22 protein-coding genes and 2 pseudogenes are annotated in these 22524 nt (G+C 42.1%); 5 read left to right on the top strand and 19 right to left on the bottom strand.

The window, feature by feature from the left end; all coding sequences use genetic code 11:
* Window positions 1-61 precede the first annotated feature (61 nt).
* Window positions 62-250: pseudogene (locus tag BV455_RS16815) on the top strand (serine/threonine protein kinase); the annotation flags it as partial.
* A gap of 181 nt (window positions 251-431) precedes the next feature.
* Here BV455_RS16815 and BV455_RS16810 read toward each other — a convergent pair.
* The 9 genes from BV455_RS16810 to BV455_RS16770 form a co-directional block, all read right to left on the bottom strand.
* Window positions 432-1160: a glycerophosphodiester phosphodiesterase gene (locus BV455_RS16810; RefSeq protein WP_061579407.1), complete on the bottom strand. Its 729-nt coding sequence runs from the start codon at window positions 1158-1160 to the stop codon at window positions 432-434.
* Window positions 1161-1295: 135 nt separating this feature from the next.
* Window positions 1296-2633 (bottom strand): ABC transporter substrate-binding protein, encoded by a 1338-nt coding sequence (locus tag BV455_RS16805; protein ID WP_218688061.1) that lies wholly within the window; start codon window positions 2631-2633, stop codon window positions 1296-1298.
* Between the two features lie 17 nt (window positions 2634-2650).
* Window positions 2651-3463 carry a carbohydrate ABC transporter permease gene (locus tag BV455_RS16800; RefSeq protein ID WP_061579408.1) on the bottom strand — a complete coding sequence of 271 codons (813 nt, stop codon included), beginning with the start codon at window positions 3461-3463 and terminating at the stop codon, window positions 2651-2653.
* Window positions 3460-4386, bottom strand: a complete 927-nt coding sequence (locus BV455_RS16795) for a carbohydrate ABC transporter permease (RefSeq protein WP_061579409.1) — start codon at window positions 4384-4386, stop codon at window positions 3460-3462. The genes BV455_RS16800 and BV455_RS16795 overlap by 4 nt, the downstream gene beginning before the upstream one ends.
* Complete coding sequence (locus BV455_RS16790) at window positions 4383-5489, bottom strand: ABC transporter ATP-binding protein (protein ID WP_061579410.1); 1107 nt, start codon at window positions 5487-5489, stop codon at window positions 4383-4385. Before BV455_RS16790 ends, BV455_RS16795 begins: the two co-directional genes overlap by 4 nt.
* A complete protein-coding gene (locus tag BV455_RS16785; RefSeq protein WP_061579439.1) occupies window positions 5476-6063 on the bottom strand; it encodes a glycerol-3-phosphate responsive antiterminator in 588 nt (195 codons plus the stop codon). Before BV455_RS16785 ends, BV455_RS16790 begins: the two co-directional genes overlap by 14 nt.
* A gap of 280 nt (window positions 6064-6343) precedes the next feature.
* Window positions 6344-6661, bottom strand: coding sequence for a hypothetical protein (locus BV455_RS16780; RefSeq protein ID WP_061579411.1), 318 nt, complete (start codon window positions 6659-6661; stop codon window positions 6344-6346).
* Window positions 6624-7052 (bottom strand): transcriptional regulator, encoded by a 429-nt coding sequence (locus BV455_RS16775; RefSeq protein WP_161939240.1) that lies wholly within the window; start codon window positions 7050-7052, stop codon window positions 6624-6626. Before BV455_RS16775 ends, BV455_RS16780 begins: the two co-directional genes overlap by 38 nt.
* Window positions 7053-7469: 417 nt before the next feature.
* On the bottom strand, window positions 7470-7790 hold the full coding sequence (locus BV455_RS16770; protein WP_043903899.1) for a MerR family transcriptional regulator: 321 nt from the start codon (window positions 7788-7790) through the stop codon (window positions 7470-7472).
* Between the two features lie 307 nt (window positions 7791-8097).
* Between BV455_RS16770 and BV455_RS16765 the strand changes: the two genes are divergently transcribed.
* From BV455_RS16765 to BV455_RS16755, 3 genes are all read left to right on the top strand, one after another.
* Window positions 8098-8364, top strand: coding sequence for a CidA/LrgA family protein (locus tag BV455_RS16765; protein WP_235605562.1), 267 nt, complete (start codon window positions 8098-8100; stop codon window positions 8362-8364).
* Window positions 8358-9053 carry an LrgB family protein gene (locus BV455_RS16760; protein ID WP_061579414.1) on the top strand — a complete coding sequence of 232 codons (696 nt, stop codon included), beginning with the start codon at window positions 8358-8360 and terminating at the stop codon, window positions 9051-9053. Before BV455_RS16765 ends, BV455_RS16760 begins: the two co-directional genes overlap by 7 nt.
* A gap of 210 nt (window positions 9054-9263) precedes the next feature.
* On the top strand, window positions 9264-9428 hold the full coding sequence (locus tag BV455_RS16755; protein WP_082791614.1) for a Fur-regulated basic protein FbpA: 165 nt from the start codon (window positions 9264-9266) through the stop codon (window positions 9426-9428).
* Window positions 9429-9877: 449 nt separating this feature from the next.
* Here the strand turns inward: BV455_RS16755 and eat are convergent, their stop codons facing one another.
* The 8 genes and pseudogenes from eat to BV455_RS16715 all read right to left on the bottom strand — a co-directional run bounded on the left by eat (window position 9878) and on the right by BV455_RS16715 (window position 19081).
* On the bottom strand, window positions 9878-11275 hold the full coding sequence (gene eat, locus BV455_RS16750) for an ethanolamine permease (protein ID WP_043905117.1): 1398 nt from the start codon (window positions 11273-11275) through the stop codon (window positions 9878-9880).
* 29 nt (window positions 11276-11304) lie between these two features.
* Entirely contained in the window at window positions 11305-12156 is an 852-nt protein-coding gene (gene eutC / locus BV455_RS16745) for an ethanolamine ammonia-lyase subunit EutC (RefSeq protein WP_061579415.1), read from the bottom strand.
* Window positions 12157-12178: 22 nt separating this feature from the next.
* Window positions 12179-13540, bottom strand: a complete 1362-nt coding sequence (locus BV455_RS16740) for an ethanolamine ammonia-lyase subunit EutB (protein WP_042411164.1) — start codon at window positions 13538-13540, stop codon at window positions 12179-12181.
* Between the two features lie 13 nt (window positions 13541-13553).
* A complete protein-coding gene (locus BV455_RS16735; RefSeq protein ID WP_017435937.1) occupies window positions 13554-15011 on the bottom strand; it encodes an ethanolamine ammonia-lyase reactivating factor EutA in 1458 nt (485 codons plus the stop codon).
* A gap of 28 nt (window positions 15012-15039) precedes the next feature.
* Window positions 15040-15510, bottom strand: a complete 471-nt coding sequence (locus BV455_RS16730; protein ID WP_245005290.1) for an ANTAR domain-containing response regulator — start codon at window positions 15508-15510, stop codon at window positions 15040-15042.
* A gap of 47 nt (window positions 15511-15557) precedes the next feature.
* Window positions 15558-16368, bottom strand: a pseudogene (locus BV455_RS16725) (IS982 family transposase).
* Between the two features lie 167 nt (window positions 16369-16535).
* Window positions 16536-18059, bottom strand: a complete 1524-nt coding sequence (locus BV455_RS16720) for an amidase (protein ID WP_061579417.1) — start codon at window positions 18057-18059, stop codon at window positions 16536-16538.
* A gap of 143 nt (window positions 18060-18202) precedes the next feature.
* A complete protein-coding gene (locus tag BV455_RS16715) occupies window positions 18203-19081 on the bottom strand; it encodes an IS982 family transposase (RefSeq protein WP_183363814.1) in 879 nt (292 codons plus the stop codon).
* Window positions 19082-19402: 321 nt separating this feature from the next.
* On the opposite strand from BV455_RS16715, the gene BV455_RS16710 reads away from it, so the two are divergent.
* Window positions 19403-19561 (top strand): helix-turn-helix domain-containing protein, encoded by a 159-nt coding sequence (locus BV455_RS16710; protein WP_082791615.1) that lies wholly within the window; start codon window positions 19403-19405, stop codon window positions 19559-19561.
* A 271-nt stretch (window positions 19562-19832) separates the two neighbouring features.
* Here BV455_RS16710 and lpdA read toward each other — a convergent pair whose 3' ends face one another.
* On the bottom strand, window positions 19833-21287 hold the full coding sequence (lpdA, locus tag BV455_RS16705) for a dihydrolipoyl dehydrogenase (RefSeq protein ID WP_218687432.1): 1455 nt from the start codon (window positions 21285-21287) through the stop codon (window positions 19833-19835).
* Window positions 21288-22520 carry a dihydrolipoamide acetyltransferase family protein gene (locus BV455_RS16700; RefSeq protein WP_042409859.1) on the bottom strand — a complete coding sequence of 411 codons (1233 nt, stop codon included), beginning with the start codon at window positions 22518-22520 and terminating at the stop codon, window positions 21288-21290.
* Between the last annotated feature and the right edge of the window lie 4 nt (window positions 22521-22524).

Raw genomic sequence — 22524 nt, 5'->3', positions numbered from 1 at the left:
CCGTTCCTGATCCGTTGTTGTGGCCAACTTTTTTTACTGGCAAGAAGGAGAATGAACCTCTCATAAAGTGCCTTTATATCCTGTAACGCCTATCGTTGCGATTGCAGGAGCGCTTTACATTATTGGAAGCACCGTTATCCATCAGCCGCTCGATGCTTTTCTTTCCGTGTTAATCACATTATCCGGAATTCCTGTTTATTGGAGTCTTACAACCAAACAAAAAAATAAAACGGCGAAAAAAGCAAACTGACGAACAATCACATTCTCAAAACGCATTTGGCGAACAGTGCCGAGCACTGTTCGCCATGGAGCCATTTCAAAAGAGGATATCGCTCTATAGTGGGGGCTTGGTTCATCTATTTGACCGTTTCACCATCGCCGTGCCTGCTGCTTCGAACAAAATCTCCAACGCAAGAAACATCCCACGACTTTCAAGACTCACACTTCTCCGTCAGAAATTCATTCGGAAAGTCTGTCATTAGCGCCGAAATTTGCGCATTCCGCAACATCGATGCTACCTTTGCATCATTCACCGTATAAACACGCAGTTTCATCCCTTGGTCCACCGCTTTTTTTCCTTCTGAAGACAAAACAAACGGCAAATCTCCATGTATAGCTTGCGCATTCACCAACTTTGCACTTGTAACTGCGCTTTCATGAACTCCTTCAAACAATGTGCCGATTTCAATCGTCGGATGAAGCTGCCGTGCCTTTAACATACTAGATATGTTGAAAGAAGATAATATCACCTGTTTTTCCAACTGAAATTGTCCAATCATTTTGAGCACTTTTTCTTCTAAATAAGGATAATCAATTGCGTTATTTTTCAGCTCAATATTAATCATTATTTCCTTATCCAAATCTTGAACCCACTCCAACACCTCCATCAAGGCGGGAATGCGTTGTCGGGCAAAGCGGTCATGAAACCAGCTTCCCGCATCAAGCAAACGAAGTTGTTTATAGGGAAAGTCTTTTACATAACCAATCCCATTGGTTGTTCGGTCGACTCGTTCATCATGAATAACGACAATTTCCCCATCTTTTGTCATTTGCACATCTAATTCAATCCCGTCAGCACCTACATCATACGCTTTTTGAAACGCCAGCATGGTGTTTTCTGGATATTTCCCGCTAAATCCTCGATGAGCATAAACTTCCATTCCTCTCACCCCTCCATTTATGCGTAAATCAAAGGAGCTGACCCATAAGCGTCTGACCTCATATAGTTATGCCCTGCATATGATGGTTGTGGGGTCTGACGCTTTGCTTTCAGATCAGCCCCGTTGATTTCCAACTTATTTCTTATTCGCTACTTCAAGAGCCCAATCTGTTTCCTCCGCTGCACGATCCAACGCTTTTTTCAGATCAGCGCCTTGGTATAAGCTTTCCATTGCTTCCACTACTTTTTGACGTGATTCTGGAAAAACAGATATGAGTGCTCCTTGTGTCGCAGGTGTTGATTTTGTTTGTTTCAATTGATCGACGGTTACTTTTAATTGAGGGTATTTTTTCCACTCTGCTTTCACTATCTCTTCATCATAAGCAGCTGGGTTAATCGCAAAATAACCTGTTTTTACATGCCATTTCGCTTGAACTTCAGGCGTTGCTAAATATTTCATGAACTCCCATGCCGCTTTTTGTTGCTTTTCACTAATATCTTTAGTCATCCATAGCGACGCTCCGCCAATGATCACTCCTTGACGTTCAACACCGTCTGGAACTGGCAGGTAAGAAACTCCTACCTCAAATGGTGCATTGTCGATAATCGTTTTCACTCCTGCAGAAGAGTCTAAATACATCGCGATTTTTTTTGATAGAAACGCCGCACGCATATCATCCCAGTTTTGTCCTACGTTGTAGAACGTTCCTTCTTTATACATGTCACGAATCAAATCAAACACACGCAATCCTTCTTCATTATTAAAAACCGATTTCGTGGCGTTCCCCTTGCGTCCGTTTTCATTATTGACGTACAGCCCGCCTTGCACCGCAAGCATTTCTTCAAAAAACCAGCCGTAATTTAAAATGGAAAAACCATATTGAGTCGTTTGTCCTCCTTGTTTTTTTGTCAATTTTTTCGCCGCTTCATTTAACTCGCTATACGTCATCGGCGGCTTTTCAGGGTCCAATCCTGCTTCTTTGAACGCATCTTTGTTATAAATCAACACAGGCGTGGAGGAGTTGAACGGCATGGAGTAGATTTTTCCATTCACCGTATAATAATTGACGATATTTTTTTCCCATTGCGATGTGTCATAATTTTCTTCATCAATAAATTTCTGTACAGGTTGAATTTTGCCGCTATCAATCATATACTTTGTTCCAACTTCAAATGTTTGCATAATCGTTGGCGCGTCTTTCGTTCCAGCCACCGTATTGAATTTCGCCAACGCTTCTTCGTATGTGCCTTGAAAAATCGGCTTTACCTCAATAGAAGGATGGGACTGATTAAATTCCGCAACAATCTCCTTTAATACCGTTTCCAAATCGCCGCTCATCGCGTGCCAAAAAATGACCTCTGTTTTCCCGTCTTTGTTTTCAGATGGAGCGGCTGTTGCTTCGTTGTTTTGGCTTGAACAAGCGGTCAGTGTCATTAAAATGAACGCGAACAAAATGAAAATTCCTTTTTTCATGATCATTTTTCTCCCCCTTATTTAATGGCTCCCTGCATAAGTCCTTTTTGGAGATGCTTTTGCCCGACAAACAACAGCAATAATGTTGGCAAAATGACCACGACAACTGCCGCCATCACCATCCCCCATTCTGTCGAAATTTCTTGCGATTGCATTTGCTTTAATCCAATTTGGACGGTGCGAACACGGTCATTATTTGTAACGAGCAAAGGCCATAAATACATATTCCAAGTCGTTAAAAAGCTATAAACTCCTAATGTAACTAAGCTCGTTTTCGATAACGGAAGAACAATATTCCAAAAGAAGCGAAAGCGGCCAACCCCTGATACTTGCGCCGCCTCATATAATTCCAATGGAATCGTTTTAAAGTGCTGACGCAAAAGAAATATGCCAAAGGCTAAAGCAAAAAATGGAACTGTCAATCCTAAGTAGCTGTTCAGCCAGCCTAGTTTTTGAACGGTTAAAAAATTCGGAATCATCGTTGCCTCCCAAGGGATCAGCATCGTTGCGATACATAGAAAAAAGAGGACATCTCTCCCTTTGAAGTTGAGAAATACGAAAGCAAATGCCGCTAAGCTTGACACGATCAACTGTCCGGACATGACAATCAACGAAACAATAAAGCTGTTTAACAAATACTCTAGCAACGGAACTTTCTGAAACGCGGCAACATAGTTCGCCATTGTAAACTTCTGCGGCCATATATGTCCCTGAAGCACTTCCGCTCCGTTCATAAAACTGATGAGAAACGCGTAAACAATCGGAAACAGCACCACAACAGAACAAATGATGAGAAGGGCATACAACAGAAACGTCCGTAAAACGTTCATTGATAATGAACCTTCCTCTCCCCGAATTTAAATTGCAAAAAGGTAACCACTAAAACCGCGAAAAAGAGAAGAACCGCTTGGGCACTAGCCGAACCGAAGTTGTAATTAATGAAAGCATCTTTATAAATGGAGTAAACAATGACATTCGTTGCGTCCATCGGTCCGCCCTTCGTTAACATATCGATTTGGCCAAACGTTTGGAACGAATGAATGAGCGAAACCGTCGTTACAAAAAAGAGCGTTGGCGACAGCAATGGCAATGTCACTTTGCGAAGCTGATACCAGTAGCTCACCCCCGCAATACGCGCACTTTCATATAAAGAGGAGTCGATATTTTGCAATCCTCCAAGCAAAATCAGAAAGGTAAATCCTGTATTCATCCAAATCGCGGAAATGGCGACAGAAATGAGCGCTATCTTAGGGTCAAGCAGCCACTGAACGTCTGAAATTCCAAATAAAGATAGCACTTTATTGATAACCCCGATGGAAGGATTGTACATAAACATCCAAATCACAGAAGAGGCCGCTACACTCATGCCCATCGTGGAAGAAAAAAACGTGCGAAACAAACCGATTCCTTTCAGCTTTTCATTGGCCAAGAGCGCTAAACACAACGCTAGAAAAACACTGGCCGGAACGGTGTAGCAAACGAACAGCAATGTCGCTTTTGCGCTTTGCAGAAAGTTTACATCTTTTAACAAATAAATAAAATTCTCGATCCCGACAAATTGAACTGGATTTCCTTGATGATCTGTTACATAGAGACTTAAATACATGGTTCGCAGCATCGGGTAAAAAAGAAAAATAGAAAACAAAATAAGAGATGGAAGCAAGTACGCTATTCCTTCCAACGTTGCCCGTATCGCTCGTTTGCGGCGAATCGAAACAGATGGAGATGATTTCACGGAAAGCGATGTATTCATTGGCACTCCTCCTTGCCGGCCGAATAAGAAGGCATCGAGCGATTCAACCGCTGGCCATTTTCATGAAAGAAAAGGAAATCTGTTTCATCAATGGTTAAAGGCACTCGTTCACCGGCATGAACGTTCCATTGCCCGTTCCATCGCGCAATCCAATGCTCGTTTTTCGTTAGTTCAAATGTGACGAGCGTTTCCGTACCTAAAACTTCGACATTGACAACTTTCGCTACAAAATGGTCATCGTCTGGCTGGGCAAGGCGGATATGTTCCGGACGGACGCCAACAATGATTTGTTGTATGGAAGAAGGCAAGTGATGGTGAAGCCGCATCGCCCGTCCGCTGTCAAAAAGCAGCAAACTTTCCAACACCTTTGCTTCCGCCAAATTCATTGGCGGCGCGCCGATGAAAGAAGCAACAAATGTATTGGAAGGATGGTTATAAATGTCAAGCGGAGCCCCGATTTGCTGCGGCCGCCCTTCGTATAAAATCATCATTCGATCCGCCATCGTCATCGCTTCTACTTGATCATGCGTCACATAAACCATGGTGATCCCTAGATGTCTTTGCAGCTGGCGAATTTCGGAGCGCATTTTCGCCCGTAATTTTGCATCTAAATTCGATAAAGGCTCATCCATTAAGCAAATAGGCGCATGAGTGACAATCGCTCTTGCCAGCGCTACACGCTGGCGCTGCCCACCGGATAATTCGCGCGGTTTATGTTTGAGAAAATCGGTCAAACCAAGCATCTCTGCTGCCTCTAAACAGCGTTTCTTTTGTTCTTGTTTCGAAATTTTCTTTGTATGTAGACCAAAAGTAATGTTTTGCTCAACGGTTAAATGTGGATACAGCGCGTAGTTTTGAAATACCATCGACAAGTTGCGTTTGCTCGGCGGCAGATCATTGGCCTCTATTCCGCCGATGAGCAAAGTCCCGGATGTAATCGTTTCTAACCCGGCTATCATCCGTAAAATCGTGCTTTTGCCGCAACCAGACGGACCGACAAGAACGAAAAATTCCCCCGGTTCAATGGAAACACTTAAATCGTGAATGACATTCTCTTTTCCGTTGTAAGACTTGCACACATGAACTAATTCAATTTGCGCCATGCGCATGCACCTCTTCCCTGCTTATGCTTCCCCATTTTTTCCACAACCATGGACGTCCCGTCGAAACAGACACCGCCCCGCTTTGCAACGCAGCTTCAATATGTTTCTCATGTTGAATCAGCCCGCCGGTAATAATGGGAACGTGCGTCTGTTTCCGGACCATCTCAATCATTTCAGGAATCAGCCCGGGCATAATCTCTAATGCATCTGGCTGAACATCATGAATGCTTTTTATTCCATTTTCCACCGCATCGGTATCCACTAAAAACAAACGCTGAACGGTCATCAGCCCTTCTTTTTTCGCTAATTGAACGAGAGAGCTTTTTGTTGTTACAACCCCATGCGGCTTTATAAATTTTGCCAAAAACTTCAATCCCTCCCGATCGTAACTAATTCCTGGAATCTTTTCGACATGAAGAAAAACAAATCGTTGATGTTCTTTTAATAAATCGACATATCGTTTAATCACACTAATGTTTCCCGTTTGCAAAAAGGCGACTCGCAATTCGGTTTGGAGAAACATTTCTAGATACTTTGGGCTTTTAATTGCAGCAATGAGCCGATCGTTTCGCATACATTCCAACCATCGTTCGCTCAAAACAATCCCCCTTTCACAAAGTAAAAGAAAAAGAAACCATGAAAACATATAGGAGCGTTTCGTAAGATCGCTTCCTTTTTGGATTCATGGTTTCTCATCCTCTCAACCTACCCATTCACTTTTACTTCCATCATAGGTGATTTTTATAAATAGCGTGTTAAAAGAGAATTATTTTTTTGTAAAATTCCGATATTTTATAAACGGAGTCAAATTTTCGCTGCCCGCTGCCCGAAAATAAAAGAGCTTATCGCTCGCTTTACATTATTCTTATTTTGAATTTGTTGCCATCATCAAAACCAATAAAATAATTGCCCTCAATTGCACCCATCTTGTTTTTCTTAAAACAATCTTTTATTTCTTCTACTATTTTTTTCTCTAAAAGTTCTTTTTTATGCTTTACTCCATAACCACTCATTTCAATTCCTTCTGGTATCGCGCTAACAAACGTATTATTCAACATTTTGAATTTGCCATCTTTATAGCCTATAATACCGTTATCCGACTTTATGCAAGCTAAATTGTATTTGAAGAGTATATCAGCTAACTCTTTCATAAATACTGCACTCATCTGCATCCCGGTCCCACCCCAATCGCATAAATAATTTCATCCGCCGCCGCACGGCTTGGCGTTTGCTTAATTTATCAGCTAGTCCATCCCTTGTATGCCGTCTTGTCCAATCCCATAATCGAATCAGCCTGTGATGCCTTTCCGGAAATTGTGTATATACCGCGTTTGCAATTTCCTCTGACTGTGCCAATCGCTTATGTGCCGCCAATCGTGCAGCGATGGATTCCATCGGCTTCCCTGGAAGAGAATCACGGACGCCACCTATGTTTTCATCGACTCCCTCTCGACAAAACATGATATTGTTTCTAATCATTTGTATCTCTTTCGATGTATCATGATAGCAATACCATTTTGCTTCGACATGTTTGAACGCAGCTTTTTTAAGCTTCGCTGCCACCGCTATTTTCATCCCCCTTCGATATTTTTTCTATAACATATAATAAGCATGTTCTCCTTTATATTCTTCCGCTTGATAACTAGTACAAAGTAAAATGAGATTATTAACTATTGAGATTATTGACTATGTTTTGTCCACCTTTTGAAAACCTAATATGATAGACATCTACTTTACTATTAGCTGTTGGCCGCACCGTTTTCATCCGCTTTCCTCTTCGCATACCCCATTGTTTTCTAAAATAGACATAACAAAAAACGCCTCCTATTTCGCTATTCGAAATGGGAGGCGTTTGACATGACGTTTATAAAGGGCCGCTGCTGAGCAACGGGGGCGATCGCTGCCTTGAACACAGTCAACGGTAAGTCGACTATTGGTTTGGATGTAATACCACTATGGACATAGTAACTTATCATCGAGTTATGATGATTTTGGAATACCGAATCTTGCATTTAATTGCCCGCGAATCATTTTTTCCCGGACTACCGCCTTTTCTTTCTTTAACATCTCTTTTCTAATTTCAAATGTTTGAACTCCTTCTTCAATCTTTTCAGCGATCTCCATTAATCGTTCCACGTCACTGAAAGAGTATTTCCTTGTTCCTTTCTTTGTACGATGCGGAAAAATCAATTTCCGTTCCTCATAATAACGGATTTGCCGTTCCGATAATCCTGTAATCTCACTAACAATACCAATCGAAATGACTTTTTTATCTTTGTAGGTTTCATCTTTTATTGACATGGGCATCTACTCCTTTATAACTCCTTACTCTTACTCCTTAATATATGTCAATCCGTCTTGATCGGCCATACTTTTGTAAGATTATCTAACATTAAATTCTTATTAAAAAGAAAATTTATGTTAGATTTATTTACATAAATCGATATTATCGCACTTGTTTTTTATATAATAAAGTCATACAACGGGCTAAACACGGAGGTGATGCGCGCTGTTCCGGTTAATATTTCAGTTTTTCATCATTCTAACCGCGCTTCTTGTTGGAAATGTGATTGTCAGATTTTTTCACATTCCTTTTTCAGGAAGTATTATGGGGATGATTCTTCTTCTAGTTGCACTTGGTACCGGACTTGTGAAGATAAATTGGGTTTCCGCTGCTGCTGATCTCCATTTCAAGCATATGATTTTGTTGTTTATCCCACCAATTACGGGAATTTTCTTTAAACTAAACATACTTCAAGGGCAGATTTGGAAACTTATCGTCGTTTTGATCATCAGCAGTTTGCTTGGTCTGCTAGGAACCGGATATGCAGCCGAATTATATGAAAAGTTTAAAAAGGGGGAAGATGAATGTTAATGTCTTATGTCGGGCATACATTGTTCAGTGTGTTAATTACATGGATAGTCTATCTTCTTGCTTTAAAACTATTTAAAAAGTTTAACAAACCATGGCTAAATCCTTTATATACAGCAACAATTCTACTTGTCATACTGTTGTTTTTACTACAGGTGGATTATGAGATGTACTCCAATGGCACCGGACTGTTTTCACTTCTTCAAGGAACAGTAGTAGTTTCAATGGCTGTCCCATTGTACTCGCAATGGCCGTTCCTCAAAAAACATTTCCATAAAATATTTGTAAGTATCATGTTTGGAAGCTTTCTTGGAATATTTTTTGTTTGGCTGTCTGCTAAAGTTTTGGAGTTAAAGACAGAAGTCATTGCGTCACTAATTCCGAAATCCGTTACCATACCAGTTGCTTTGTCTGCTGCAGAGGCGCTTGGGGGAATACCTTCTTTAACGATTTTATTTGTATTAACCTCCGCGCTTATTTCGCTCATTTTCGGCCCTAGATGTTTAGAGTGGTTAAGTATCAAAAGTAAAATTGCAAAAGGTTTGGCCATGGGTGCATGCGCACAGGCGCTCGGTGTGGGCAAATCATTTCAATGGGGGGAAGAGGCTGGAGCGATGGGAAGTGTAGGGATGACTATGTCTGCAGTTCTTGTGTCACTTTTTATTCCAATCCTATCGCTGGTGATTTCGTGAGATGTTGAAATATGTGTGTGATAAAAGGAGAAAGTATGAGTTTGGATCGGCACATTTGGCAAAAAAGTTGATTGAATCGGGTTTGCTTCATGATGAACTGTTGGAGAATGGAGAGTTTTAGCTCGAAATTTTGGACTTTGATCTGTTAAGAACTTTGCAAAATACACCAGTGAAACTTAGGTGAAATTTCATGAGAAAGGAGGAAGTCCGATGTCTAAATTCCTGAGAGAAGCTATTGAAAAGAAAAAACAATTTTATATGAAAAGAATTTGGAAAGCGGGAATTTACAAAAAATCTGATCCTCGTCTGTACCAGCTTACATTAAGTGAGTTGGAACAAATATATCAATCATATCAATCGCAAAAAAGCAACTAGTGATTTTCTAGATTAGCTTTATTTGTCAAGGGCGATTAGTTTTTGGTTCTTACGTAATCTTGATGATAGGGAGAGGCTAATTGAGAAAATTAGTGTGCAAATTAGAATTTTTTAGCTGCTCATTCTCAATTATCTCGACTTTTCATCAAAAGAACGTAAGAACCTATTTTTCCTCAGGATTGCCGGTTTAAAATCCCCAAACAGATAATTGTTTCGAAACAACATCTTGGATGGAGTGGAGAAACGATGCTGAAGATAGGGGAGTTTTTTATGAATTCAATTTTTTATGGATTAGATATGAGAATTAAACAAGTCAGAGTTCGTTGATTTAATCGAAATTATTAATTAAAAAATGCTTGGGTAATTTTTCAAAACCAACAATAATAATAAAAAAGCTTGTCGGCCTTGTCGACAAGCTGGAGTAACAATGAACTGCTTTTTATAAAGACTTATAACGATACATTCTGCTGACTAGATGCGACGTCTTCGATAGACACAAATTCCTCAGATATTGGACGAATTTTCTTTACACCTACTAAGAAGTAGTAAACACTTCCCGCGCCAAATACAAACAAAATTACAGCGATTAATGGAATTTCGATTCCGAAGAGAGGTAGATTTGTTGTTAACACACTATACTTTAATACGCAAAAGAACGAAATAATACCTAAAAAGAGTGCTATTCCTGGAACAACTGGGTAGCTTACCTTGAAAGGTCGTTCCATATGAGGCTCTTTTTTCCGCAATACAAACAGTGATATGAGACTCAAACAATACATGGTAATCGCACCAAATACAGATAAGATAATCAAAGCATTGGCAAAACTAGCTGAACCAGCACTAACTACTCCTATGATACCAGGTACAATTAATCCCCAATGTGGAACTCCTCTTTTTGATAAATTAGAGAGAAATCTAGGCAGATATCCCGCTCTGGCTAATGCAAATGTTTGTCGGGAGTAACCAATGATTATACCATGTAGGCTTGCTATTAATCCAAACAACCCAATAACGGCGACAGTTATTGGTAACATATTGTTTTCACCATAAACGCCAGCTAATGCTTGCGGAAGCGGATAATCAGCAGGCTTTCCTTGTCCTCCGCCAAGTCCCGCCGTAACAAGTAATGTGAAAACTGTTGCAATCGCTAATGTCAAAATTCCAGAAATAAATCCTTTTGGTATATCCCTTTTAGGATTACGAACTTCTTCTGCTGCCATCGCTCCTCCCTCAATAGCGAGGAAAAACCAAATGGCAAAAGGAATAGAGGCAAATACTCCAGTCCAGCCGTTAAAAAATGACATGTCATTAAATATCATCGAGCTCTTTACATGAGGAAGTCCAGCAACGTAGTAAATAATTAAACCGATCAAAGCTAAAATAGTAGCAACAAGCTCAATGATTGCAGCTCCTTTTACCCCTATTAGATTAATTAAAATAAAAAATGAAAAAACAGCCACTGTAGCATACACAGCGTTAATACTTGGAATTAAAAAGTTAATGTAGGCTCCTGTCGCAACAGCAATAGCAGGCGGAGCAAAAACAAATTCAAGTAAACAGGCTAAGCCCGTCATAAACCCCATGTAAGGGCCCATCGCTTTCCTTGCATAGGCGGATGGACCTCCAGCGTGTGGAATGGATGTAGAGAGTTCTGAATAACTAAATATGAAAGTCGTATAAAAAATAGTGACAATAATCGAAGCAATCGCTAATCCTATCGTTCCACCTTGCTCAAATCCATAATTCCATCCGAAATACTGGCCTGAAATCACCATTCCTACCGCGATTCCCCACAAATGAATCGGTTTTAACTCTTTGTGTAAATGGTTATTCGTATTATTTGTCATTCTATCCTTCCTTCCCCTTCAAATTACCACTATAGTTCTAGACGAACTCCACTAGCTTTCTGATCAATCATTTTCCGTAAAACGGTACCAATGTAGGCTCCTGCTTCAACGGGATGAGTGCCTCCTGAATGAATATTAGAAATCACCGTTCGCTCCGACTCTATCATTCCTTTTCTCGGTCTATAGCACATATAGGCGCTCATAGAATTGGCAGAAACAAGACCTGGTCTCTCTCCAATTAAAAGGACAAGAACTTCTGGCTGCAAGACCTCACCAATATGATCCATACATGCCACTCTTCCACCTTTGACAAAAAAAGGAGTTCCTTGCGTTAACCCATTTACTTCTAATGAATCCAACAATGCTGGATAAATGTCCCTGAGATTTGCCTTAATCGCACTCGCACTTAACCCATCAGAAACAACGATTTGTACTTGAGGATTTTTCACACATTTTTCTTGGATCGTTTTGACTGCCTCTTCGGTAAGAACCCGACCTTTATCCGGTCTCTTTAAATAAACCTCTTTATTTTCATAACAAGTCTCTACTGTAAATAAATTAAATTCTTTAAGTAAACTATCAGGGACTTCTCCGTTAACCGCATCAACAGCTGCAGCATGATCAAGCTGTAATTTTAAAATTGTTTTCGTCAGTGGACGTGTTCCTGTCCTCCATACTCCTATACGTGCAGGAGTTACTTTTCGCAATTCGTCAATTCCTTCAGGAAATTTTGGATTTGGGACATTGGTTAACCAATCAACCGCAGTGTAATGAAAACTTTTTTCCGCTTCGTCTTTATCGATTTTGTCTTTTGATTGCTGAGATATTCTGGTCTGTAATTCCATCATCACTTTCTCTTGTTGAATATCCGCTTGATTCATTTCACATACCACCTCTACAGATTTATAAAAATAAAGTAGGATCACCAGCTATCGATGTTAACCTTCCGTTCTCCATAATTCCCATCTTTTCTAGCCAGCGCTCAAACTCCGGAGCCGGTCGCATGTGAAGTAATTCTCTTAGTGTGGCAATGTCATGGAAGCTAAGAGATTGATAATTTAGCATACAATCATCTGCCATAGCCACACCGATTAAGAAGTTGACACCCGCTGCAGCCAGCAGGACTGCTAAGTTTTCCATATCATTTTGGTCCGCTTTCATATGATTGGTGTAACAAACATCTACTCCCATCGGCAAACCATGAAGTTTTCCCATAAAATGATCCTCAAGTCCCGCACGAATCACTTGTTTACTGTTATATAAATACTCGGGTCCAATAAAGCCCACTACTGTATTCACTATAAACGGCTTATATCGCTTAGCCAGCCCATAGCATCTAGCTTCTAACGTTAATTGGTCAATACCATGATGAGCATCTGCTGACAATTCTGATCCCTGTCCTGTTTCGAAATACCATACATTCGGACCAGCGGCTGTTCCTTCTTTTAAAATCAGTTCATTTGCTTCGTCTAGCAATTCGACACTAATGCCAAATGCTTTGTTTCCTAGTTCAGTACCTGCCAAACTTTGGAATAATAAATCTGCTGCCCCTCCCTGCTTAATCGCCCTCATTTGCGTTGTTACATGTGCTAAAACACAATTTTGCGTCGGAATATTCCACTTCTCAATTAACTCCTTTGTCATATTTAAAATCGCCTTCACACTGTCTGCCGTATCAATAACCGGATTAATTCCAATAACCGCATCCCCAACACCGTAACTTAATGCTTCAAAAATTGCTGCCTTGATTCCTTGCAGATTATCATTAGGGTGATTAGGCTGTGCTCTCCCTGCTAATCGTCCCTTTTGACCAATAGTTGTGTTACAACGTGTTTCTACTGTGATTTTTGATGCTGCTTGGATCAAATCTAAATTTGTCATAATCTTCGTTACTGCGGCGATCATCTCGCTTGTTAATCCTCGGCGGATATGAGCGATTTCATTGTTCGTTACATTCGGTGATAAAAGGTATTCGCGAAGTTCTGCGACCGTCCAGTTTCGAATTGATGCGTAAATTTTTTCGTTAACCCCTTCCTCGATGACACGTGACACCTCATCTTCTTCTGGCGGCAAAAGAGGGTTATTTCGAATATCAGCAAGAGTTAACTCTGATAAAACATGTCTTGCTGCAATACGTTCTTGTGCATCTTGCGCATGAATCCCTGCTAGCTGGTCACCTGACTTTTCTTCATTCGCTTTTGCCATAATTTCTTTCAAGCTTTTAAATTGATAGGTTTTTCCCATTAATGTGATCGTTGTTTTCAAATGGAATCACCTCCTAATTTTTCATAAAAGCTAATGTTTTGATGACTACAGGAACCATACTTTGATTGATGGTTTCACCTATATCAATGTAGTCACCTTGTTCGACTACAACTTGATCAATCGAAATAATATCTACTTTATTTTTAGATTGAAGCACTAGCAATTGTCCGAGTGCTTTCGCAATATCGTTTTCACAGATGACTACCAAAACAGGATTCCTCGGAAAGTATTTTTCATAAAGTGAAAATAATACCTTTGCTACTTCTTTTAATGCTGCATAGGAACAATAAGAAATTCCCCGAATATGAATGGCAAAAGGAATTTCTTGTTCTCCTTGAAAGTATTGCTTCCACTCGATCATCGCCTGTTCGATTTGCTCATACACATAATCTCCGCTCTTTATTTGTTCATCGTTTAGCTCAATCACCATGATTGGTAAATTGCGGATTGGTAGACGTGACGCGGTAACATGTATAGTAGCCCCACTAATTTCTGTGCTTTGCATCCCAGCCCCGATTACGGTTGCTCGAGATGTTTGCGTTGCTTTAATTATTTTTAATGAACAATTTTCAATCGCCTTTACTACTTCGTGTGCAAGAAGCGGACCGATATCTCCATAAACAGCCGTATCATAGATCGTTTTAGGGGCTTCTTTCTCAAGCAACTGACCAATTCCCCCGGAAATCATCACCTCATCGATAGGAGGAATCACTTGAAAACTCGTGCTGTGAATTAGCGAATCATCCAACCGAATCGGTTTCTGACCGGTTAACGAATTCAGCATATCTTTGCACATTTCTTGGACAATCTGCTGTATTTCTTTAAAACCAATTTTTTTCTTTACCTGCAGTTGATAATTTTTTGAATGCAACCATGGTTGAATAGATGAGGATATAAACGTAATTTCACCATTCTGATCTAATTCGATTAATCTTCCACCAACATGATAGGTAATGGTACCTAATACTTTCCCCCTCCGAAAAAGTGCAACATTCGCCGTTCCCCCACCAATATCAATGTTAGCAACCGTTCCTTTCACTTCTTTAGAGCGCAAAAAAGCGCCAGATCCTTTGCCGGCAAGCAACGCTTCCAAACTAGCACCAGCAATGGCAACTACAAAATCACCCGATTTTTCAGCTAAATAATGCAGGATGCTCTCCGCGTTTTTTTTCGTCGCCGTTTCGCCGGTTATGATCACAGCGCCAGATTTTACTTCTGATACATTCACTCCTGCCTTTTTATATTGCTCTTCAAGCCATCCCGCGAGAGTTTTCAAATCAATTTCATCCCGTTTCTCTTTTAACGGCGTTGAGTACATAGGGCTTTCATACACAATTTTTCTCTCCACAATTTCGTAGCGAGGCAATGAAAAATGACTGGATACTTTTGCATATTTTAAATGACTGACAATAAATTTTGTCGTACTTGTTCCGATATCAATTCCCACGCTAATAATCGATTGACCGTCCACTCTACTCACATCCTAAAAATCCTGCGTTTCAGTTATTTGCAACCGATTTCTCGTATTTTTCAAGAATTTTTTCAGCCAATTTAAACATAGAAATACGGTGTTCCATACTCTTTTTTCTCATCCACTCATAGGCTTTTTCTTCTGTACAAGAAAATCTTTTCATTAGTTTTCCTTTTGCCTTTTCAATGATTTTTCGTTCTTCTATTGACTTTTTTAATAGCTGAATGTCTCTTTCTAACAATTGAAATTGCTCCTGTTGGCTTTTAGCAATTTCAATGGCTGGAATTAAATCCTCTTCCGAAACAGGTTTTACTAAATAACCTGTTACTCCTGCTTCTTTCGCATCATTCACAAGCTCACGTTGACTATATGCTGTCAGCAAGATAACAGCTGATTGTTCGAAATTTCTGATGATTATAGTCACTTTTATACCATCCATCTTCGGCATTATATATATCTTTTTTCTTAAGAAAGAAGCCAACGCAGATACCTCAGGCAACAAGTTTCTACAACTCCCCGTAATTAATGTACCGTGCTAGTTGAACTCTATTGTTCAACTAGCTCAAGGACAACAAGCGTGTAAGCCAATAAAATGCCATCTAGTGCCGTTTCAAACCCATGACGTTATTAGCACGGGTGGCAGTGAGACGAAATGGATCGACAAGAACAGAAAAAGTGGTTTCCACGATTTTACGTTTTCGACGCATCCACTGTGCCCACTTTTTCGATGAAACCGTGCGTTGATTTTTGCGAGATGGTGTCCAGAACGCAATCCCATATCACGATACAGTTTCTCTTGTAGGGCTTGACTGACATATCCTTTATCCCCGAGTATGTACGGATGGGGCAGTTGAGCCATCACATCTTCAACTGCCCTTCGATCATGACAAGAAGCCTTCGTTACTACATATTCCATCGGAAGCGACTGATCGGTGATCTGGATGTGCAACTTAAACCCGTAGTAGTACATCTTTTTCACAGTATCCGATATCAGCTATACCTTGAAACCGTTTGACGCGATATATTCGTGCGTGGTGGCAGAGCTCGATTGGTAAGCTATCCACTACCGCATAAGCGTGATGTTGTCCACGTTGGCAAGTTGATGTCGAATCCATTTGATTGTCCAACGCAACGAACGGTAGCGACGGTTGTATCGCGAACGTTCCGGGAATGACTCTTCTGTAAATAAGTTTCCAATAACAAAACGATGCCATGCTCGCTCCGATGTAAATCCTAACAGTTTTTCAAGCACAGGGATCGCGATGATGACATCATCTGTTTGCTTCAACAAGTGCTGATTGCGTCGTTTCAACTGTGCTTGGATATAAGACAGATGTGTGGTTACAATGGATAAAATGACGGCGTATTGTCTTTAAATTTTGGCTTTGTCTGTTGTAAAATGAAAGTGCTCTTGCATGGAACTTCTCCTTTCAAATGTTAGGTGGCACTTTCATTTTAAAGGAGTTTTCCATGCAAGGGCTTTTTTATATCCTGTGATCTTTTATCTAGCACCACAAGTTAACTTTATATTGTGGCAACACGTTCATGTATAGACTGAAAGGCATGGGCAACACGCAAGACAGTGTCATCTTCGCCAATCCTTCCCACAATCATCATCCCGACAGGCAGACCCTCAGATTTTCCACAAGGGACGTTCATTGCTGGGTGTCCCGTAATATTGAATGGTGAAGTATTGTGAATCATCTCTAAAGATCTGGAAATAATTTCTTCCCTTGAAGCATCTAAAGAAGGGATCTTTGTTGCCTTCATTGGTGTAGTAGGCATAATTAGCACGTCATATTTTTTGAGGGCATCATCATAAGCTTGTTTTAATTTTCGAGCCAAATTTTGTGCGATAGCATAATATTTTCCATTATATTGATCTCGCATGTATTGTCCAAGTAATATTGTCATTTTAACTGTTTCTGAATAATCATTAGCTCTTATTTTGCGTGCTTTGCCATAGGCATCTAGAAGTCTAGTGCTATAGTGACCCTTCCAGTTGGTTCCCATGCCATTGTCTCTAACCATTAAGGAAGTAAGACCCTCTGTAGCAATTGCGTTCCATATGTGAATGCCATCACGGTGCATTGGAATAGATACTTCCTCTATTACTGCTCCAGTATCTTCTAAAGACTGTGCAGCTTCTTTGACTAATTTGTCTACGTCCTCCTCGGAAAGTCTCTCCCATCCAAAGCCTTCCTTAACGATTCCAACTTTAAGTCCCTGAGCATTACCGACAAGCGATTCTGTGTATGGTTTCACCTCTAAACCTGATTGTCTCGGATCTAATCCATCTGCACCAGCTATCACTTCAAGTAATAAGGCGACATCCTCAACCGTTCTAGCAATAGGGCCAGTGTGATCTAATGTTTGTTCAATTGGAAAAATTCCTGTATAAGGAACAAGTCCGTATGAAGGTTTTAGACCATACACACCACACCAAGAGCTAGGAATCCGAATAGAGCCACCTTGGTCACCGCCTATTGCCATGTCAACTTCACCCGCAGCGACCAATGCTGCACATCCACTAGAAGAACCACCTGATGATCTAGTAGTGTCGTGTGGATTTAAGACGGGTCCTGTTGCAGAAGTATGACTGCCTCCAGATAGGCACAAATCTTCGCAAACCGCTTTGCCTACAATTTCTCCACCAGCATCAAGTATCCTAGTTACAATGGTAGCGTCTTCGTCAGGTACAAAACCTTCTAGAATAGCTGAACCATTCATCATAGGAACACCTGCTAGACTTATATTATCTTTTAGAACAATTGTTTTTCCCGCTAATTTTCCAGTACTATTTCCTTTTATGCTAGTTTTCCAATACCATGCATTATATGGGTTTTCTTCAGCGCTGGGACGATACCCTGGAGTGCGTGGATATTTTACTAGGAGACTAGGTTCTACAAGCTGATTTAAACGATTGTAGGATTCAAGCGGACCTTCCATTAATTCTTGATATAAAGATAGTTCATCAGTCGTGAGAGTAAGATTAAACTCCTCTGCAATTCTTTTTAATTGTTCAATCGTTGGTTTTTTAACAGCCATTCGTTTCCCTCCTAAATTAAAAGTAATTTGGATGTTTGTTTGTTATTTGCAATACACTTAAAAGAGTACTTATTCTCGGAAGTCACGTTATTTTTAAAGAAATTTACATAGACTATTAAAGTACCCGTGGTGCTAGTTGAGTCTTAACGCTCAACTAGCCTAAGAACAACAAGCGAGTAAGCCAGTAAAATACCATCCAGTGCCGTTTCAAATCCAGAAATTGAGTTCGCTCGAATCTCGGTGATCCGATATGAATCGACTAAAATCGAAAACACGGTTTCAATCACTTTGCGTTTTCGTTTCATCCACTGTTTCCATGCGTCTGATTGGCGAATTCGCTGATTTTTTCGAACAGGCGTCCAAAAAGCAACTCGATGCTCTTCGTACAGCTTCTTTTGCAGTTTTTGGCTGATGTACCCTTTGTCACCTAGGTTATACGAATGTGGAATTTGTGTCATGACGGTTTCAGCGGCCACCCGGTCATGACAAGACGCTTCGGTGACGACATATCCCATCGGAAGCCCTTGATCGGTGACCTGCAGATGAAGTTTTAACCCATAGAAAGCAATCCTTTTGGAAGCACAATAGCCAATATCGGCGATTCCACGAAACCGTTTGACGCGATACATTCGGGATGAATGACACAACTCGATCGGCAAGCTGTCCACAACCGCATACGCATGGTGCTGCCCGCGCTTGGCCAGCTGGTGCCGCATCCACTTGATCGCAAAGCCAAGCGCCCGGCAGCGACGGTTGTACCGAGAACGCTCAGGGAACAAGGCCTTGGGAAACAAATTCCCAATCACAAACCGGTGCCAAGCCCGTTCGGAAGTGAAGCCCAACAACTTTCCAAGGACATGGATGGCGATGATGACTTCGTCTTTCTGTTTCAACAAATGACGATTTCGACGTTGAAGAGGAATCTGGATACTCGATAGTTGAGCCGATACAAAGAACAAAATCGCTTCATATTGTTTTTGAAGTTTGGCTCGATCTGTTGTAAAATGAAAGTGCTCTTGCATGTGAATTCTCCTTTTAAATGTTTGGTCGCACTTTCATTTTAAGGAGATCCTCATGCAAGGGCTATTTTTATGCTTGTCTGATTTTATCTAGCACCACGGGTTATTAAAGTATATTTAAAAAATGGAAACAATCTTTATGTCAGTTTATCTAACATGGTTTTTTGCACCAGAACCAAAATGCTAAAAGCACTGCCAATAATTATGTAATTAATTATCTTTACCATCGATAATTTGGAGTGGTGATAGGTGGAGTGAGCCATCGAAAGTAGACATGTATAAATCGAAGATGCCCATACAGGAAGTAGAAAGAAGCCGATCACCATGTCTACGAAAAGAAGAACCTATACGGAATTAAAGCTCGAAGTGGTAAAAAGAGCCTTGTCAGGAGAAAGTGTAAAAGCCATTGCATATCACTTCGGTATTACCGATACCGACTATATTTACAAATGGATGGATCATATGAAGTGTACGGGGAAGTAGGCTTAGGAATCATCCTTAAATGGACAAGAATGCAATCATACGAGAGCTAGACACGGAGAATGAAATTTTAAAAAAGTATCTTCAAATCCTAAAAAGGGAGGGAAAACTGCAAAATTCAAAGTCGTAGATAAGCTAAAAGCAAAATAGCCAATCTCTAAAATATGTAAAATCCCTCAACCATCCCAAAATCCGAATCCCCGAACGTTGTGCCTTCCAATCCAATAAAAAAGATGCCCCGAAACCTTTTTCGAGACATCCTTTTGTGCCACTGCTAGATAGTAACGCCTTTTACGTGACCTTCCTTTTTTCCTTGCTTTGCCGGCGCGAGGTGGATCGCTTGCACGCGGAGCGCTTCGATCGCCTCGAGCAGCGCTTCGTTTCCGCTTGGGTGCGGGTAGAGCGGGAAGCGGAAGTCTTCTTCGCGGGCGGCCATTTCCAAGCCGAGCACTCCGTTGGAAATCAGCTCTACCGCCCCGGCGCCGATCATATGCACGCCGAGAAGGACATCGGTGGCGGCGTCGCTGATCACTTTGATCACCCCGTCCTTTTGCCCAAGGATGCTTGCATATCCGTTTCCGGCGAGCGGAAATTCGCCGATGCGGACCGCCTCGTACTGACGGCGCGCTTCTGTTTCCGTCAGGCCGGCGCTGGCGATTGGCGGAATCGAATGGACGACGGTCGGAAGAAAGGCGAGATCGACTTCCACCAATTGCCCGGCGATCGCTTCCGCCGCCGCTTTTCCCTGCTTGATCGCTTTGACGGCCAAAAATGGCGCGCCCGTGACATCGCCAATGGCATAAATATGGGAAAGGGATGTTTGCGCCTGACGGTTGACCTGGATAAACCCGTTTTCATCCGTTTTCATGCCAAGCCGCTCAATGCCTAATCCATTGGTATTTGCTTTTTTCTCGCACGAAACAAATAAATGGGAGCCTTCAAGGGTGGCCGTTTCTCCTTCTGCTGTCCGGATCGTGACCGCAACGCAGTCGAGGGAGGATTCGGCCCGTTCGATCTGGCATCGTGTATACAGTTTGATTTTTCGTTTTTTCCATATGCGCTGTAGTTCTTTCGCAATGGTGTCGTCCAAGCCAAACGTACCGTCATCGCTGATGACTGACACTTGCGAACCAAACGCGTGGAAGCTCATTGCTGCTTCGAGCGCGATATAGTCGTTCCCATATACAAGCAAATGGCCGGGCAATGTTTCTAAACTATAGATGGAATCGACGTTTAATATCCGTTCATGGTCAACGGAAACGGTCGGCGGCGAAACGTGCGACGCGCCGACAGCGATGATCGCATGCCGGAAACGGTAGACTTCAAAAGCATCGCCCGCTTCAACACCGATGCGGTCTTCCGCCAAAAACGAGGCATGGCCGCGGAGGATCTCGATGCGGTTGGCCTTGCAAAGCGCTTCGACGCCCTGGCGGAGCTGAGTGATGATTTTCGCTTTATAGTTTTGCAGCTTGCCAAGCTGGAAGCCAGTGTTCTCTAAATCTATTCCGATGTCTTTTAGATGCGGGATGTCTGCCATCTTTTGCGCCGCATGGGCAAATACTTTCGACGGAATGCATCCTTTGTTTAAACAGACGCCGCCAAGTTCCCCTTCTTCTATCAATGTGACCGACAAACCGAGCTGGGCGGCGCGGATCGCCGCGCTATATCCGCCCGGCCCGCCGCCGATAATGACGACATCCCGTTCCTGTGCCAGTTCTCCAACGACCATTTACACCAACTCCATAAGCATTCGTTTCGGATTTTCAATGAGTCTCACAAAATAGTTCGTAAACGCGACCGCTGTCGCTCCGTCAGCCACACGGTGGTCAAACGACATCGAGATGTTCATCATCGAACGGACGGCGATCTCGTCGTTTTCCATCACCATTGGCCGTTTTTTCGTTTTATGAAACGCCATCAGCGCCACTTCCGGATAGTTGATGATCGGCGTCGCGCCGATGCTTCCGCCAAGCGGGCCGACGTTGCTGATGGTAAAGGTGCTTCCCGTGATTTCAGAAACGGACAGCTTGTTTTCCTGAGCCCGTTTCGTAAGCTGTTTCGCCTCTTCGTGAATTTCCCGCAGCGATTTTCTTTCTACATGCCTTATCACTGGTACGATTAAGCCGTCTTCGGTGTCGACGGCAATGCCGATATGATGCTCGGCGTATAAGTGAATTTCTTCCCGCTCTTCGTCAAGGCGCGCGTTAAAAATCGGAAACTGCTTTAATGACAGTGACAGCGCTTTAATGAAAAACGCCGTTGCCGAAATGTGGATGTCATGCTGCTTCAGCTCTTCGCGGAAACGAATGAGTTCTGTGACATCGACTTCTTCAAAATGGGTGCAATGCGGAATCGTATATAGCGACTGCGCCATTTTTTTCGCGATTTGTTTGCGGCGTCCGCAAAACGGAAGGACCGATGTGGCGGACGCGGACGAATTTTCTTTTTTCGGCGCCGCTTCAAGAGCCGCTGCACTGCTTGCGCTTTTTGTTTGCTTTGCCTCAATAAAGCGGTATACATCTTCATCCGTAATGCGCCCGCCTGGACCAGTGCCTGCAATTTGTTCCAAATTGACGCCATGTTCGCGGGCGATCTTGCGCGTATACGGCGTGGCAAGCACGCGGCGGATATTCTTCGTCAGGACGGAACCGCCTGTTTCCTCGTTGGCGCTTGGCAAACGGAAAGATTCTGCTGCATTGGAGGAAGAAGCGGGATTGGGCTGAACCACTGCGCTTGTCTGCAACGTCAAAATCGTCGTGCCGACCGCAATCGTTTCCCCTTCGCGTACAAGAATGTCTTGCACGATTCCTTCCGCCGGAGCGGGGATTTCCGCCACCATTTTATCTGTTTGGACTTCGACGAGCGGCTGATCGGCCTTGACATAGTCACCTTTTTGCACGAGATACGTTAATACAACCGCTTCCGTCATCCCTTCGCCGATATCGTGAAGCTTTACTTCCATCGTT

The sequence above is a fragment of the Parageobacillus caldoxylosilyticus genome (genome assembly GCF_019272935.1).
Classification (GTDB): domain Bacteria; phylum Bacillota; class Bacilli; order Bacillales; family Anoxybacillaceae; genus Saccharococcus; species Saccharococcus caldoxylosilyticus.
This window is presented reverse-complemented; position numbering and strand designations above follow the sequence as displayed.